The 15,635-nt window shown below is 63.0% G+C and carries 16 protein-coding genes and 4 tRNA genes; 13 read left to right on the top strand and 7 right to left on the bottom strand.

Annotated features, from left to right (window positions below; all coding sequences use genetic code 11):
• Window positions 1–20: 20 nt before the first annotated feature.
• Window positions 21–96 (bottom strand) — tRNA-Thr (locus EPO34_01495).
• A 16-nt stretch (window positions 97–112) separates the two neighbouring features.
• Window positions 113–186, bottom strand: a tRNA-Gly gene (locus tag EPO34_01490).
• A gap of 70 nt (window positions 187–256) precedes the next feature.
• Between EPO34_01490 and ftsE the strand changes: the two genes are divergently transcribed.
• Window positions 257–937 (top strand): cell division ATP-binding protein FtsE, encoded by a 681-nt coding sequence (gene ftsE, locus EPO34_01485; GenBank protein ID TAK03816.1) that lies wholly within the window; start codon window positions 257–259, stop codon window positions 935–937.
• A complete protein-coding gene (locus EPO34_01480; GenBank protein ID TAK03815.1) occupies window positions 934–1,848 on the top strand; it encodes an FtsX-like permease family protein in 915 nt (304 codons plus the stop codon). Before ftsE ends, EPO34_01480 begins: the two co-directional genes overlap by 4 nt.
• Before the next feature lie 47 nt (window positions 1,849–1,895).
• Here EPO34_01480 and EPO34_01475 read toward each other — a convergent pair whose 3' ends face one another.
• From EPO34_01475 to murI, 3 genes are all read right to left on the bottom strand, one after another.
• Complete coding sequence (locus EPO34_01475; protein ID TAK03814.1) at window positions 1,896–2,438, bottom strand: DUF1003 domain-containing protein; 543 nt, start codon at window positions 2,436–2,438, stop codon at window positions 1,896–1,898.
• A 54-nt stretch (window positions 2,439–2,492) separates the two neighbouring features.
• Window positions 2,493–2,566 (bottom strand) — tRNA-Gln (locus tag EPO34_01470).
• A 35-nt stretch (window positions 2,567–2,601) separates the two neighbouring features.
• Window positions 2,602–3,381 carry a glutamate racemase gene (gene murI, locus EPO34_01465; GenBank protein ID TAK03813.1) on the bottom strand — a complete coding sequence of 260 codons (780 nt, stop codon included), beginning with the start codon at window positions 3,379–3,381 and terminating at the stop codon, window positions 2,602–2,604.
• Between murI and EPO34_01460 the strand changes: the two genes are divergently transcribed.
• The 4 genes from EPO34_01460 (at window position 3,382) to EPO34_01445 (ending at window position 5,547) form a co-directional block, all read left to right on the top strand.
• Window positions 3,382–4,284, top strand: a complete 903-nt coding sequence (locus EPO34_01460; protein ID TAK03812.1) for a DUF362 domain-containing protein — start codon at window positions 3,382–3,384, stop codon at window positions 4,282–4,284.
• A gap of 140 nt (window positions 4,285–4,424) precedes the next feature.
• Complete coding sequence (locus EPO34_01455) at window positions 4,425–4,934, top strand: nicotinamide-nucleotide adenylyltransferase (GenBank protein ID TAK03811.1); 510 nt, start codon at window positions 4,425–4,427, stop codon at window positions 4,932–4,934.
• 29 nt (window positions 4,935–4,963) lie between these two features.
• Window positions 4,964–5,230, top strand: coding sequence for a hypothetical protein (locus tag EPO34_01450; protein TAK03810.1), 267 nt, complete (start codon window positions 4,964–4,966; stop codon window positions 5,228–5,230).
• Between the two features lie 17 nt (window positions 5,231–5,247).
• The gene (locus EPO34_01445) at window positions 5,248–5,547 is read left to right on the top strand and encodes a hypothetical protein (GenBank protein ID TAK03809.1); all 300 of its coding nucleotides are present in this window, start codon (window positions 5,248–5,250) and stop codon (window positions 5,545–5,547) included.
• Here EPO34_01445 and EPO34_01440 read toward each other — a convergent pair whose 3' ends face one another.
• Window positions 5,548–7,248, bottom strand: coding sequence for an AarF/ABC1/UbiB kinase family protein (locus tag EPO34_01440; GenBank protein TAK03808.1), 1,701 nt, complete (start codon window positions 7,246–7,248; stop codon window positions 5,548–5,550).
• 202 nt (window positions 7,249–7,450) lie between these two features.
• On the opposite strand from EPO34_01440, the gene EPO34_01435 reads away from it, so the two are divergent.
• The 6 genes from EPO34_01435 to EPO34_01410 all read left to right on the top strand — a co-directional run bounded on the left by EPO34_01435 (window position 7,451) and on the right by EPO34_01410 (window position 12,940).
• Window positions 7,451–8,137, top strand: coding sequence for a DUF2892 domain-containing protein (locus tag EPO34_01435; protein ID TAK03807.1), 687 nt, complete (start codon window positions 7,451–7,453; stop codon window positions 8,135–8,137).
• Complete coding sequence (locus EPO34_01430; GenBank protein TAK03806.1) at window positions 8,134–8,439, top strand: hypothetical protein; 306 nt, start codon at window positions 8,134–8,136, stop codon at window positions 8,437–8,439. The genes EPO34_01435 and EPO34_01430 overlap by 4 nt, the downstream gene beginning before the upstream one ends.
• 44 nt (window positions 8,440–8,483) lie before the next feature.
• The gene (locus EPO34_01425; GenBank protein ID TAK03805.1) at window positions 8,484–9,569 is read left to right on the top strand and encodes a hypothetical protein; all 1,086 of its coding nucleotides are present in this window, start codon (window positions 8,484–8,486) and stop codon (window positions 9,567–9,569) included.
• A 1-nt stretch (window position 9,570) separates the two neighbouring features.
• The gene (locus EPO34_01420; protein TAK03804.1) at window positions 9,571–11,844 is read left to right on the top strand and encodes a copper-translocating P-type ATPase; all 2,274 of its coding nucleotides are present in this window, start codon (window positions 9,571–9,573) and stop codon (window positions 11,842–11,844) included.
• Window positions 11,845–11,936: 92 nt separating this feature from the next.
• Complete coding sequence (locus EPO34_01415; protein ID TAK03803.1) at window positions 11,937–12,425, top strand: hypothetical protein; 489 nt, start codon at window positions 11,937–11,939, stop codon at window positions 12,423–12,425.
• A gap of 2 nt (window positions 12,426–12,427) precedes the next feature.
• Window positions 12,428–12,940 (top strand): hypothetical protein, encoded by a 513-nt coding sequence (locus EPO34_01410; GenBank protein ID TAK03802.1) that lies wholly within the window; start codon window positions 12,428–12,430, stop codon window positions 12,938–12,940.
• A 263-nt stretch (window positions 12,941–13,203) separates the two neighbouring features.
• Here the strand turns inward: EPO34_01410 and EPO34_01405 are convergent.
• Window positions 13,204–13,279: transfer RNA gene (locus tag EPO34_01405), tRNA-Ser, on the bottom strand.
• Between the two features lie 270 nt (window positions 13,280–13,549).
• Between EPO34_01405 and uvrB the strand changes: the two genes are divergently transcribed.
• Window positions 13,550–15,616 carry an excinuclease ABC subunit UvrB gene (gene uvrB, locus EPO34_01400; protein ID TAK03801.1) on the top strand — a complete coding sequence of 689 codons (2,067 nt, stop codon included), beginning with the start codon at window positions 13,550–13,552 and terminating at the stop codon, window positions 15,614–15,616.
• Window positions 15,617–15,635 lie beyond the last annotated feature (19 nt).

The raw sequence follows: 15,635 nt of genomic DNA, 5'->3' as shown, positions 1-15,635 counted from the left end.
TTTATCGAAGGGCGGTTTTCTGGAGCCACTTCCGGGATTCGAACCCGGGACCTCTGCTTTACGAAAGCATTGCTCTACCAGCTGAGCTAAAGTGGCGTGCGGAACCTGTCCATGGAGCGGGTAGCGGGAATCGGACCCGCGACTAATGCTTGGGAAGCACTCGTTTTACCACTAAACTATACCCGCGGAAGTTGTGTCGGACGACCGATGCGCGGTATGATAGGCGACGATTTCGCGCTTGGCAAGCTCTCGGACTGTGATCGAACTCAAAAACGTCTCGAAAGTGTATCCGCCGAACGTCGTGGGGCTGCGCGACGTGAGTTTGCATGTGAAGCCCGGCGAGTTCGTCTCGATCGTGGGACAAAGCGGCACGGGCAAGACCACGCTCGCCAAGATGCTGTTCGCGGAGGAGCGCCCGAGCCACGGCCGCATCACCGTCGGCGGGTGGGACATCACCGCGATCCCGGACCGCGACGTGCCGCTCTTGCGCCGCCAGATCGGCGTGGTGTTCCAGGATTTCAAGCTGCTGCCGAGGAAGACCGTGTTCGAGAACGTGGCGTTCGCGCTCGAGGTCGCGGGGGAACGCGGGAAACGCATCCGCGAGGTGGTGCCGCAGGTGCTGAAGATCGTGAACCTGCACGAGAAGGGCGGACGCTATCCCGACCAGCTCTCCGGCGGCGAGCAGCAGCGCGTGGTGATCGCCCGCTCGCTCGTCCATCGCCCCAAGATCCTGGTGGCCGACGAGCCCACCGGCAACCTGGACACCGTGAACACCCAGGAGATCATCGAGCTCCTCAAGACCATCAATTCCTTCGGCACGACGGTCGTCCTCGTCACGCATAACCGCGACGTGGTGAACGCCCTGCGCAAGCGGGTCATCAGCCTTTCCGGCGGGGAAGTCACGTCCGACGAGGAAGAAGGACGATATAAGCTATGACGACCGTCTTGCGCGTCATCAAGTTCGCCGGCCAGAATATCTTGCGTAACTTCTGGCTGTCCGTCATCACCGTGAGCATGATGACCTTCACGCTCCTGTCCGTGAACGTGCTGGTGGCGCTGAGCCTCGTGGCGGACCGCGCCATCGCCTACGTGGAGGACAAGGTGGAGGTGTCGGTGTATTTCAAGGCGGAGGCCACCGAGGCGCATGTCGCGGACGCGGCCGGGTTCCTGCGCGCGCTCGAGCAGGTGCGCGACGTGCGGGTCACGACGAGCGACGAGGCGCTCGAGCGCTTCAAGGCCCGCCACGAGCGCGACGCCACCGTGCTCGCCTCGCTTCAGGAGATCGGCAAGAACCCGTTCGGCCCCACGCTGGTGGTGAAGGCCCGCGCGCCGGGCGATTTCCCGTTCATCATGGAGGCGCTTGATCGCCCGCAGTTCGCGGACGACGTGCGCGAGAAGGACTTCACGGATTACCAGGGGGTGATCGACCGCATCCGCGAGACCACCGACCGCGCCCGCGCCGTGGGCGTCACCGTGGCCGGGACGTTCTTCGCCATCGCGCTGCTCATCGTGTTCAACACCGTGCGCCTGGGGCTCGTGATCCACCGCGAGGAGATCGGCATCATGAAGCTCGTGGGCGCCACGAGCGCCTTCGTGCGCACGCCGTTCCTCGTCGAGACCGTGCTCTTGAGCCTCGTCGCGACGCTCGTTTCCGCCGCGCTCGTGATCCCGGCCGTGGCCGCGGCGGATCCGGCGCTCGGGGCCTTCTTCGACGGCGCCGCCACGCTCGACCTGCTCGGGTTCTACCGACGCGAGGGGATCATGGTGTTCGGCATCCAGTTCGCCGTGCTCGCCGCCACCTCCATGATCGCCACCGGGTTCGCCATGCGCAAATATCTCCGGGTATAGCCGCGCATGACGAAACGGCCCGTGAGGGCCGTTTTGCGTTTCCACGTTCACCTGCCTTTTTCCGTCCCGTTCATCTCCTCAAGGACCTTATCCTCGATCCATTCCAGGTCCAGCGCCTTTTTCATGGCCGCGAGTTCCGGGTCGTGCCCTTTCATGCCGAGGCGATGCTGGATGTTGTCCAGGATATGGAGGATCTTCGTGATTTCCCGTTCCGACTGCACGTTCACCTGCAGGTCGATCTGCTCGCGCACGTCCGCGATCTTGGAAGCCCGATTCTGGGCGATGAGCACGATGATGGACAGGAAGATCGCCTCAAGCGAGACGATCGTGGTGAGCATCACGAACGGGTACGGGTCGAACACGGCGATGCCCGGGACCAGTCCGACATTGGCCGCGATCCAGGCCCCGAAGAAGATCGCGTTGAGCGCGAGGAACGGCAGCGTGCCGAACCGTTCCACCAGCACCTCGGCCACATGCATCCTGCGCGAATGCGCCTGGCTCATCTTGGAATGGAAAATCTCGGACACCCCGCGCGTGGCGGGCTGCCGTGGTCCGCGTTTCGCGGGCCGGGTCGCTTTCCTCCTTGGCATAACGTCCTAAAGTATATCATAAAACGAAAACACCCGGTGGGCCGGATGTTCCCATGGTTCGGGGGGATGGAATCGAACCATCATTCACAGCTTCAAAGGCTGCTGTCCTGCCTTTAGACGACCCCCGAATGCCGGTTGATGGTAGCCGGAAAAGGTCGGAAAATCAACTGGTCGGGGTGAAGCTTATCGGCTTGCCATAAAACCTGGAAGCGAGCGAGTCGTCCACGGAGTTCGCGGTCGTCAGATACGTTCTCTCCCCGTCCGTCCTGATGCGCGCGGAAATGTCAGGGTGCCTGTCGAGATAGTCCGCGAGCGCGTCCGCGACGATGGGGCCTTGGCCGAGGATCCGCACGTCTTCGGGAAGGTGTTTTTTGAACAGACCCTCGACGAGCGGATAGTGGGTGCAGCCCAAGAGGGCGGTTTCCAGTCGGGGATCGAGCGCCATCATCTCCTCGCAGAATCCGGCCACCATCTCGTCGGCATCTTGCGTACGGTCGCGGCCTTGTTCGATCATGTCCACGAGTCCGGGACAGTCGATTTGCGGGACCGGTCCGCCCAGCTCGCGTTCATACGCACCGCTTGCGACGGTGGCCGGCGTCGCGAACACGCCCACGCGTTCGGCCGCGCCGATGCGCTCCACGGTCGGGCGGATGACTCCCAGCACGCGACGGTCCGGGAATTCCGTCGGAAGGATTTCCTGCTGGATGCGCCGCAAGGCGTTGGTGCTCGCCGTGTTGCAGGCGAGGATCACGAGCGGGCAGCCCATCCCGAACAAGGCGCGCACCCCTTCGAGCGTGAACGCGAAGATCTCGTCCTGGGGCCTGGTCCCGTACGGCGCCCGGGCGTTGTCGCCGAGGTAGACGGTGGAGAGGGAAGGAAGGCGGCGGTGGATGTCCTTGAGCACCGTGAGCCCGCCGAATCCGGAGTCGAATATGCCCAGCATATGGGATATACTTTCGACACTATGGTACAGGTATCTGTCATCCGTGGGGAAAACCGCAGGGAAAACGTCCGACGAGCCATCGAGGCGTTGCCTCCCGATGTCCTCGCGGGGCTCGTGTCGGCCCGTTCGGTACTCATCAAGCCAAACCTGGTGCACCACTTGAACCAGCTCGCCTCGACGCATGCGGACGCGGTACGGGCCGTGCTCGACGTCGTCCGTTCGAAGACGGCCGCGCCCGTCGTCATCGCCGACGCCTCGTATCACGGCACCAAGGCCGCGTTCCGCCATTTCGGGTACGAGAACCTGCCTGGCGAATACCCGGACGTCCGGCTGTTTGACCTGAACGACGACGCGACCGTGCCGGGCACGTACGTGAAGCGCGACGGATCGCTCGGGCCCATGGGAATCGCGAAAACGGTCGCGGAATCCGATTTTACGGTCGACCTGACGGTCATGAAGACCCATCGCGACGTCGGCGTCTCCTTGTGCGTGAAGAATTGGACCATCGGCACGTGGGTGGCGGCTTCCAGCATCGGGCTTTCGGGCCGGATCTGGGCGCGCGCTCCGTACCTGCACGCGCAGGGGAACGACGCCCACCACGAGACGATCGCGGAGCTCCTGCGCCAGACCAAGCCCGACCTGTGCGTCGTGGACGCCTTCCTCGCCATGGAAGGGGACGGACCCACGCATGGCGACCCGGTCGAGATGAAGCTCGCCCTCGCCGGCACGGACGCGGTCGCGGTCGATTCGATCGGTTGCCGGCTCATGGGCATCGATCCCTCGGGCATCCGCTATCTTGCCCTGGCGTCGCAGCGGGGGTACGGTGTGTTGGATGAAACGCGGATCGACGTGGTCGGCGAGACGGACTGGAAGAGGTCCATAAAATTTTTTGTCAGGCCTTAGGCCTCAGGCGGACAAGGCTTCAGCGCTTAGGCCTTATCGCCTGCGGCCTTATCGCCTGCGGCCTTATCGCCTGCGGCCTTATCGCCTGCGGCCTTATCGCCTGCGGCCTTATCGCCTGCGGCCTTATCGCCTCTCATCATATGCCTACCAAATTCACCTGCCTGTTCCCAGGCCGTTTCCAGCCGTTCCACAACGGCCACATGCTGGTCGTGAAGGGAATGGCCAAGCTATGCGGCAAGCTGGTAGTGGCGATCGGTTCCTCCGACAAGAGCGGCACGAACGAAAACCCGTTCACGGCCGAGGAGCGCCGCGACATGATCCAGCGCGCGCTGCAGGGCGAGGACATCATCCCAAACTTCGACGTGGAGTTCGTCATGGTCCCGGACATGGCTTCTGATGAGGCGTGGGCCAAGGCCGTGTTGGAAAAGGCAGGCGAGGTGCACCAGGTGTGGACCGGCAACCCGGCCACCAAGGCGCCATTCGTCGCGCTCGGCAAGGAGGTGAAGGACATCAAGGAGGTGCCGGGCATCAGCGCGACGGACGTACGCGCGATGATGAAAGCAGGGGGCGACTGGAAGGCGAAGGTGCCGGAAGAGGTCGCGGCCACCATCTCGGCGCTCAACGGGGTGGAACGGGTGAAAGGGAAATAATCCAACTTATCCTTAACTCCTTAAGGAGTATGCAAAAAGCCCAGTCGTCACACGCTCTGCGCGTTGCCGGGTTCTTCGTCATCCTGTACGCGCTTTGCCTCATCTGGCAGATGTGGAGCACGGACCCGGCGGTCCAGGAGTTCCATCTCACCTCGCTCAAGTTCCTGTTCCCGGGGTTCACGGGGTTCGCCTTGCCGAGCATCATCGTGGGCGCCCTCTGGAGTTTCGCGTATGGGTTCGCGGGTTCGCTCGTCTTCCATGCCTTCCACGAGAACGGCTGCGCGCCTAAGAAATAACCTACAGAAGCCGGCATATGGCAAAAAAGCTGAAGCTCGAGGAGCCGTTGATGCTGGGGTTGGGAGTCGCATCGCTCGCCAAAGAGCGCGCGGCGGACTTCCTTGATTACCTCCTGAAGGAAGGGAAGCTGGCCGCCAAGGACCAAGCCAGGATGCGCAAGGACCTGGCCGCCCGGGGGAAAACGGAATATCGGGCGATGTCGACCGGGTATGGGAAGGCCGTCCGGGAGACGCTCAAGACGCTCGACATCCCGACGCGGTCGGAATTCGAGGCGCTGAAGCGCCGGGTCGCGGGAAAAAAGAAGAAGCGGAGCTGATCAGGAGGGTTTTTGCCTGATTTTCGACAGGACGAGCAGGCCAAGCACGGTTCCGATCACCACGCCGGCAGCCCCGAATGGGATGCCGGCGATGCGTTCCACCCCTTCCAGATGGAGCAGGACGGCGGTCGCGAGCAGGTCGGCCACAAGAAAAAGCGTGAGGAACTTGATGTCGGCCTGACGGTCGATCTCCTCCTTGATCGCGTCGAAATCCGTCGCGTCGACCTTGATCCCGATTTCTTCGCTTTGCACGAGCTTCATGAGCTTACGCGCTGCCTCGGGAATGTCTTCGAGGAGGTTCGCGGCGTCGAGCAGCACGTCACGGCCGCGTTTCGCGATACGCTCCGGCGTGAGGTCCAGGGTCATGATCCGCTGGAGGTACGGCCGTAGCTTTTCCGCGACGTCGAATTTCGGATCGAGCAGGAGCGCCATGCCCTCCATAGTGACGATGGCTTTCGCGAGCAGGACGACGCTTGAGGGGAATGTCACCCCGTGCGACGCGCCGCTCACGACCGTGCGATAAAACGCCATGGACAGGCGTTCTCCGGCCGTCGGGGAATAGAACCAACGCTCCAGGATGACCGTGACGTCCCGCCGGAACCCGTCCACGTCCGACCGGTTGTCCGTGCGCGCCATATGGAGCATGTGGTTGACGGCCCCGTTAGCGTTCTTCTCCAGGAAGTCGACGAAGCAGCCGATCAGTTCGCGCCGCGTCTTGTCGTCGATGTGCCCGACGATGCCGAAATCATGCAGGCATACGACGTTGTTCGGCAGGACGAAGAAGTTTCCCGGATGAGGATCGCCATGAAAAAACCCGTGTTCAAAGAACTGGCTGTAGACGAGCCTGGCGCCGATTTCGGCCACGACCTTCCGCGAACAACGAATTTTCCTATACGACGCGAAATCGTCCATGTGGATTCCATGGCTGAAGTCGGTCGTCAGGATGCGCGGGTTCGTGTGTGTCCAGTGGACGCCTGGGATAAAGACCTGTTCGTCGTCTTTGTAAAGCGTTCGGAAATGCTCGATGTTGACTCCCTCGTTCACCAGGTTGAGCTCGCGGAGCGTCCATTCCCGAAATTCGTCAATCACCCGGCGAGGCTGATACGGACGGGTTGCAGGGACATGGTCCTCCAGAAGCCTTGCGAGCCATCGCAGCAAGGCGATGTCCTCCCGGGCAAGCGCCTCGATATTCGGACGCAAAACCTTTACCGCGACGGTTTTTCCGTTCGGCAACACGGCGCGGTGGACTTGGGCGAGCGACGCGGCGCCGACGGGTTTCTTGTCGAAAGACCTGAACAGCTTCGTTAGCGGCTTCCCGAGTTCCTTCTCGATCGAGGCCTTGACCTGCTCGAACGGGAACGGCGGGACCCTGTCTTGCAGCTTACGGAGCTCGTCGGCGACCGGCTGCGTCACCAGATCGGCGCGCAGACTCAACATCTGTCCGAGCTTCACGTACGTGCCGCCCAGACGCTCGAAGGCCAGACGGAGTTTTTTAGGAACATCCGAGAGTTCCGTCATCGCTTCTTCTTCGATCGGACAAGGAAGGTCCGCAGGTCCGCCTGTTCGCCTCATCCATCGCTTGTGGATCGGGACGACGAACTGCAGCTTCATCCGGCTGATCCACGCGCCGAACCCGAGGTCGTAAAAGACGCCGACCACTTCGCGGACGCGTTTCAGATGCGGACGGCGCATGACGGCCATAGGTCAATCCTGTATAGTATAGCGTAATCATTCAGTATCATCGACAGTATGATGGGTTTCTACGACGGTTGGGGGATGATGGGAGCCGGATTCGGTGTCATGTCCCTGTTCGGATTCGTCTGGATACTCACCTGGACGGTGAACTCGGTCCTCGTCGGTTGGCTCCTGTGGGTGCTGATCAAGAAACATTCGAAGTAAGGATATGAGACGGAATCTCGCCCCGTTCGATCGCCTCGTCCGCATCGCGCTCGCCGCGATCCTCCTCTTCGCCGCGGTCGTGCTCTATCAACATCCGGTTGCCAGGATCCTGGCATTCGTCGGCGGACTTTTCGCGCTCGCGGAAGGCCTGTCCGCCGCCTGTCCGCTTGCCGCGCATCTGGGGGCGAAGGGCGTGAAGGATCGCCTCGACGAGAAGGCCTTGCTGCTCATAGGCGTGGTCGGGACGCAGATGGTGCTCGCGTACGAGTGGTGGTCCGCGGGATGGGAAAAGGTGTCGAGCCCCGGATTCGTCCAGGGCATCGGCGGCACGCTCGCGCGTTTCGCGAGCGAGAACCCGTTCCCGTGGTATAAGGATTTCCTCCTCGGGTTCGCGAGCGAGAACGCGACAGTGTTTGCGCAAGCGGTGCAGTGGAGCCAGGTCGCCATCGGCCTGACGCTCGCCGCCGCCGGGGCCGCCTACGTCTTCCTGAAGGACGCGGAATCCCGACACAACGCCTTAGCCGTTTCCGCCATCGCCTTGTTCGGCGGGATGCTCATGAACGCCAACTTCTATCTGGCGGCCGGCTGGACAGGTCCGGGCACTCATGGCATAAATGTGGTGATGTTCTGGACCCAGGCGATCCTTATCTACGTCTGGCTCTCGATGCTCATGGCAAGAACGAAGGCATGAATCGAAGACTGACCATCCTGACGATCGCCGCGGCCGCCCTGTGCGGCTTCTTTGCCGTCGCGCAGGCGTCCACGCAGCTCTCGATGATGCCGGAGATGGACCTGGGCTGCCTTTCATCCTGCATCGACCAGGCGATGCAGGATGCGGCTCCGGCGGCTTCGCTCGCCCTGGCGGCGACGGTCGCCATCAGCGCGTTTGCCTGGCTGTTCGCGACCCCGGACCTCACGTCGCGTTTCGAGGCGCAGACGGCGCAGGACTCCGACCGATGGAGACGGAGAAGGTTGTCGCAACGGCGGGAATGAAGCGAAGGGACGGCGTCTCGTTTCTTCGTTTTTGATTTCTTCCTATGTCTGAACATCAGCTACCCGACTGCTGCACGCCGGACGCGCCGCGCACGACCGACTGGAAACGCGTCGGCGCGTTCGCGCTCGCCATCCTCGGCACGTACCTGATTCTCGACCGCACCGGCCTCGCGCGCTTCTCGCCGCAAGTCGGCGCGGCCGTGGGCCTGGGATCCGTGCTCGTCATCGGGCTTGCGTCCACGCTCTCCTCGTGCGGGGCGCTCGTCACGGCGCTCGTCGCCGCCTCGGCCAAACCCCTGTCCTTTCACCTGCAGTTCCATGCCGGACGCATCCTCACGTTCGCCACGCTGGGCGCCGCGCTCGGATGGATCGGCGGATCCCTATCACTCTCTCCGGCCATGTCGGGCGCGTTGGTGCTCGTCGTGGCCGCCCTGATGCTCGCCTACGGCCTCAAGATGCTCGGACTCGTCCCGGGGCGCCTGCTCTCGTTCAAGACGCCGGCATTCGTCGCGAAGCTCTCGAGCGACCCGTTGTTGCTTGGCGGCGCCACGTTCTTCCTCCCGTGCGGATTCACCCAGTCCATGCAGCTGTACGCCGCTACCGCGGGAAGTCCCACGCAAGGCGCCCTCGTGATGGCGCTGTTCGCGCTCGGGTCCGCGCCGCCGCTCATCGCCGTGGGCATGGCCGCCTCTTCCGGAAAGAAGCGCTCAAAGCATTTTTCCACGGCGGCCGGCATCCTCATCGCGACGCTTGGCATCTTCAACGCGCAGAATGGGCTAGCGCTTCTTGGGATCGCCCCGGTGGCAGCCTCAAGCTCCTCAAGCCCCTCAATCTCCTCAAGCTCTCTCGCGAACGGCGAACAGCTCATCCAGATGGAAGTCACGCGGTACGGGACGTACGAGCCGGACGTGCTCACGGTGCGAGCCGGCGTCCCGGTGCGTTGGGAGGTGGAACGCGGCAACGAAGTGGGATGCGGCGGCACCCTCCTGTTCAAGGAAGGAGGGATCCGGGCGCAACTGAAGCCTGGCGAGAACGTCTTCTCCTTCACCCCGCAGCGCCCCGGCCGATACCCGTTCACCTGTTCGATGGGGATGTTCCGTGGGACGATGGTGGTCGAACCGAACACCTGATATGGAAAAGACCTCTTTCGGCATCAGGGGGATGCATTGCGCGAGCTGCGCGGTGAAGATCGAGAGCAGCCTGGCGAAGACGCCCGGCGTATCTTCGGCGAGCGTCAATTACGCGCTTGAGAAGGCGGCGGTCGAATACGATCCCGAGAAAACGGACGAGACGACGCTGCATAAGGCCGTCACGGACCAAGGGTATTCGGTCGCCGGTTCCGCCTCTGCCAAGGCGTCGGCGGGCAGCCATGTCATGCCGGACGGCACCGTGATGAGCGGGGAAGACCCCGCCTCCGCCGAGGCTTCGGCGGGCGGGCATATGGCGCACGGCGCGGACATGAGGAAGGCCGGACGAAAGGCGGCGCTCGCACTCGGGCTCGCCGCGATCCCGCTCGTGCTCGTCATGTCGGGGCTCGAGATCCCGGGCGACGTCGTGGGCATCAGCCCGTCGGTGTGGGTGCAGGCGATCCTCGCGACGATCGTGGTGCTTGGGCCGGGCATGGAGTTCCACCGCGTGGCCGTAAAGCAGGCGATCCGGCTCTCGTTCGGCATGGATGCGCTCATTTCCATGGGAACGCTTACGGCGCTCCTATTCAGCTGGTGGCAGCTGTTCGTCGACGGTCACCTCTATTTCGAGGTCGCGGCGATCATCACCGCCTTCATCCTGCTCGGCCGCTACTTCGAGGCCAAGAGCAAGGGGCGCGCGAGCGCGGCGATCGCGAAGCTGGTGGAGCTTGGGGCGAAGACGGCGCATCGGTTTAAGGCGGGAAGGCCTCAGGCGGACAAGGCCTCAGGGATGGAAACGGAAGAAGTCGCAGTCGACGGATTGCGAGTGGGCGACGTCGTGCTCGTGAAGCCTGGCGAGAAAGTGCCGGTGGACGGGGTCATCCTCGAGGGCGCCTCGTCGCTCGACGAGTCCATGCTTACGGGCGAATCGCTGCCCGTGTCGAAGAAGGCCGGCGACCTCGTGTTCGGCGCGACCGTGAACCAGCAGGGAGCCTTGACCGTCGAGGTGAAGAAGGCCGCGGGGGACACCGTGCTCGCGCAGATCGTGCGGCTCGTGGCTGACGCGCAGATGAAGAAGGCGCCGATCCAGAAGCTGGTGGACCGCATCTCCGGCGTGTTCGTGCCGGTCGTCATCGGCGCGGCCGCCGTCACCTTCGTCGCCTGGTTCGTCGCGACGGGCGACGTCACGGCCTCGTTCGTGCCGGCCGTCGCCGTGCTCATCATCGCCTGCCCGTGCGCGCTCGGGCTCGCGACGCCGACCGCCATCATGGTCGGGACGGGTCGCGGCGCGGGCATGGGTATCCTCATCAAGAGCGGGGAGGCGCTCGAGCGCAGCAAGGCGTTCCATGTCGTGATGTTCGACAAGACCGGGACGCTCACGGAAGGGAGGCCGGTGGTGACGGGTATCGAGGTGACGAAGGAGCTTGAGGAGCCTGAGGTTCTTGCGATCGCGGCGGGTTTGGAGGCGAACTCCGAGCATCCGCTTGCCAAGGCGATCGTCGCGTACGCGAAGGAGAAGGGCGTCGCGCCGGCCAAGGTGTCCGGGTTCTCGGCCGTGGCCGGACGCGGCGTGTCGGGTTCCGTCGACGGGGGACCGGTCCTGCTCGGCAATCTCCGGCTGATGGAAGAAGAGGGCGTGGACGTGTCCGCCGTGCGCGAGGCCGTCGTCGCGATGCAGGCGAAGGCGCAGACCGTGATGGTGCTCGCGCGCGACAAGAAGGCCGTTGCCGCGATCTCGGTCGCGGACAAGGCGAAAGCGACGGCAGCGGAAGCCGTGAAGGAGTTGCGGACCATGGGCGTCGAGGTCGTCATGATCACCGGCGACCATCGCGCCACGGCCGAAGCGGTCGGGAGGGAGCTCGGGATCGACCGCATCGAGGCGGAAGTGCTCCCGGCGCGCAAGCTCGAGATCGTGAAGGAGGCGCAGGCCGCGGGCAAGAAGGTGGCGTTCGTGGGCGACGGGATCAACGACGCGCCCGCGCTCACCCAGGCTGACCTCGGCATCGCGGTGGGGAGCGGCACGGACGTGGCGATCGAGGCCGGACAGATCGTCCTGGTCGGAGGCGGACCGGAAAAGGTCGTTGACGCCATCCGCCTGTCGCGGCGCACCTACGCCGGCATCCGGCAGAACCTGTTCTGGGCGTTCTTCTACAACGTGGCGGCCATTCCGCTCGCGGCCCTCGGACTGCTCAACCCCATCATCGCCTCCGCCGCCATGGCTTTCTCATCGGTCTCGGTGGTGCTAAACTCGTTGCGAATTCGGAAAGCGAAATTATAACGTCTTTGCGAGGAGACCCGCAGGTCGACGAAGCAACCTCCCGGGAGATTGCTTCGTCGCCTGGACGGCACGCTCCTCGCAAAGACAGGCGTATGAAATCCGCCCTGAAAGCCATCAAGACGTCCATCGACTCCCCGCGCGCCGGCCTCGAAGCCGCGGCCGCGGCGCTCGCCGTGTTCGCCCTCCTCATCCTCGTCCCGGTGTACACCACGCCCGGGAACGACATCCTGTTCCAGCTGCACATCACGCCCTGGGAAGTGATCGTGCTCATGGGACTGCTTTCCGTCCTGAACGGCCTGCTGTTCGTCATGTACCGCCATGCGAAGCGGAACGAGAAGAGGCGCCCGAGCACGAAGGAAGCGACCACGCTGCTTGGCATCGCCGGCGCGTCGGTGCTCTCCACGCTCGCGTGCGCAGCCTGCTATTCGTCGGTGCTCGCCGTGTTCGGGGTGGGCGGCACCGCGTTCATCGTCACCAACCGCTGGTGGTTTTCCGCCGCCGCCATCGGCATCACCCTGTTCGCCATGCATGCCACCGCCAAGAAGGTGAACGGCACCTGCGAGACAGCTTGTAATACCTGAACATGAAACCGATCCTCACGTACGGCATCCCCGTCCTCGCGGTCGTCACCCTGCTCGTCTTCGCCTTGAAGTCGGAAGCGCCGGAACCCTCCGTGCCCGAACCTGCTCTGGAAATCTCCGAACCCGAGTCGTCGACCCGCGAGCTGGCCATGGCCTGCGTCACGCACGGGTCCGCGATCAGCTATCACGTGCATCCCGAGCTCGCCATCCTCGTGGACGGAGAGCGCGTGGAGCTTCCCGCCGACATCGGGGTCGATGCCTCATGCATGCGCGCATTGCACACGCACGACGCCACCGGCAAGATTCACATAGAGTATCCCACCGAGCAGCCTTTCACCCTCGGCGACTTCTTCGCCGTATGGGGCAAGCCGTTCTCCGCCACGCAGATTCTCGACAAGGTGGCGGATGACTCGCATGCGGTCACGATGACGGTCAACGGCAAGCCGTCGACGAAGTTCGAGAATCTCGTGATGCGCGACCACGACGTGATCGTGATCGAGTACGGGGAGAAATAGGTGTGGGAGCGCGCGGCAGTTTACGTGACATTCAAGAACACGATCTTTCGTTGCGCAAGTTCGAAATCCTTGTAGTTCTTTTTCGTATTGAGCGCCAGAAGCCGTTTGAGTGATTTGAACGCAGATTTTGGATCCGATGGAGACAATCTTTTTGAAATGAAGGATAGGAACACCGAGACGGCCTTCTCGGAAGAGAGATCCTCGACTTTTGATGGAAAAGGGTTCCAACCCCGCCCAAATGGGCGGGGCGGTTGGTCCCGGGCTGGTGGACCCAGCGGGAATCGAACCCGCGACTCCCGGTGTCAATCCAGGTGAAGTTGCCACTACTTCCATGGGCCCACGATCTGCCCAGGGTACGAACAAAAAACGCCCCTCATTTCAGAGGGTCGTTTTATGTGACACCGAGAGGATTCAACCATGAACCTCACCTGGATGAGAACAGCATATGCTAAAAAGTGTTTTCCGTCAACATCAGATTGTGGACAACTCGCCTGATTCCCGATAGCCTGTCCCCACAATCCGTTCACATACCCCCTAGAGCCCTGGCTCTCGGGGCGTTTGCGCATAAGTTAGGGGGTAGTGGGTAGGTGGTAGGGAAGGATAATTTTTATGAAATTCAAACTGAAGGCTCCGTATATACCTGCTGGCGACCAGCCGAAAGCCATCGAACAGTTGGTCGCAGGCTTGAAGTCCAAGGACCGCTTCCAGACGCTGCTTGGCGTCACCGGCTCGGGAAAGACGTTCACGATGGCCAACGTCATCCAACAGACGCAGCGGCCGGCGCTCGTGCTCGCGCATAACAAGACGCTGGCGGCGCAGCTGTGCAACGAGTTCCGGGAGTTCTTCCCGGAGAACGCGGTGGAGTATTTCGTGTCGTACTACGACTACTACCAGCCGGAGGCGTATCTGCCGCGCACCGACACGTACATCGAAAAGGAGGCGATGATCAACGACGAGATCGACCGCCTGCGCCACGCGGCAACGTCGGCCATCCTTTCCCGACGAGACACGATCATCGTGGCGTCCGTCTCCTGCATCTACGGCCTCGGCTCGCCCACCGAGTACAAGAAGGAGGTGCTGCATCTCAAGGTCGGCGACCCTTCGACAGGCTCAGGGCAGGGATCGAATCGCGAAGAGACGATGAGCCGGCTCGTGGACATGCAGTTCGAGCGCACCACGGCGGACTTGAAGCGCGGCAGCTACCGCGTGCGCGGCGACGTGATGGAGGTGATGCCCATGAACGAGGAGATCATCTACCGCATCTCCTTCGAGGGCGACACGGCTTCGCGCATCGACGAGCTCGACCCGGTGACGCGTTCGCACAAGGCGTCGCGCCAGGACGAATGGCTATTCCCGGCCAAGCACTACGTGGTCCCGGAACGGACCAAGGAACGCGCGCTTACGGACATGCGCCGCGAGCTCGACGAACGGCTCAAGGAACTGGAGGCCGAAGGGAAGCCGCTTGAGGCCGAACGCCTCAAGCGCCGCACGCGCTATGACATCGAGATGATCCAGAACGTGGGGTACTGCAACGGCATCGAGAACTATTCGCGCCATTTCGACGGACGCAAGGCCGGGGAGCCGCCGTACACCCTGCTCGATTACTTCCCGGAAGATTTCCTGCTATTCGTGGACGAGTCGCATGTCACGGTCCCGCAAGTGGGCGGGATGTATAACGGCGACCAGGCGCGCAAGAACACGCTCATCGACCACGGGTTCCGCCTCCCGAGCGCGCGCGACAACCGCCCGCTCAAATGGCAGGAATTCGAAAAGAAGATCGGCCAGGCCGTGTTCGTCTCGGCCACGCCGGGCCTGTTCGAGCACAAGGTGTCGGCGCAGACGGTCGAACAGATCATCCGTCCGACCGGGCTGGTTGACCCGGCCGTGGAAGTGCGGCCGGTTTCCGGAAAGGGTGGAAAAGACGGAAAGGGCGGAAAGGGGCAGGTCGAAGACCTGATAGGCGAGATCGTCGCGCGGGCGGCCAAGAACGAGCGCACGCTGGTCACCACGCTCACCAAGAAGATGGCCGAGGACCTCACGGAGTTCCTGAAGGAGAAGGACATCAAGGTGCAATACCTCCACTCCGACGTGAGCACGCTCGACCGCATCACGGTCCTTACGGATTTCCGCAAGGGCACCTACGACGTGCTGGTGGGCGTGAACCTGCTGCGCGAAGGGCTCGACCTGCCGGAAGTCACGCTCGTCGCCATCCTCGACGCGGACAAGGAAGGGTTCCTGCGCTCCGAGACGTCGCTCATCCAAACGATCGGCCGCGCGGCGCGCAACGTGGACGGCAAGGTGATCCTCTACGCCGACCAGATGACCGGCTCGCTCAAGAGCGCCATCCGCGAGACCGACCGCCGCCGCAAGATCCAGCTCGCGCACAACGCGGAGCACGGCATCACCCCCAAGACGATTCAAAAGAAGATCAAGGACATCCGCGCCATGCTCGGCGCCGATCCGGATGCGACGGTCGAGAAGATCCTCGACATCGAGATGGTAGCCGAGCCGCATGAGATCGAGGCCGTCATCAAGGAGAAAGAGAAACAAATGAAGGTCGCGGCCAAGGAGCTCGACTTCGAGACCGCCGCCATCCTGCGCGACGAAATCGTGTATCTGATGAGAGAACTGAAAGGCAAGAAGGCCTCAGGCGGACAAGGCCTCAGGAAATCCTAAGGCCTTCACGCCTGAAGCC

Source organism: Patescibacteria group bacterium (genome assembly GCA_004297215.1).
Lineage (GTDB): Bacteria > Patescibacteriota > Patescibacteriia > UBA9934 > GWF2-40-263 > 2-01-FULL-63-20.
Note: the sequence above shows the minus strand (reverse complement) of the source record. Positions and strands in the feature narration are given on the sequence as shown.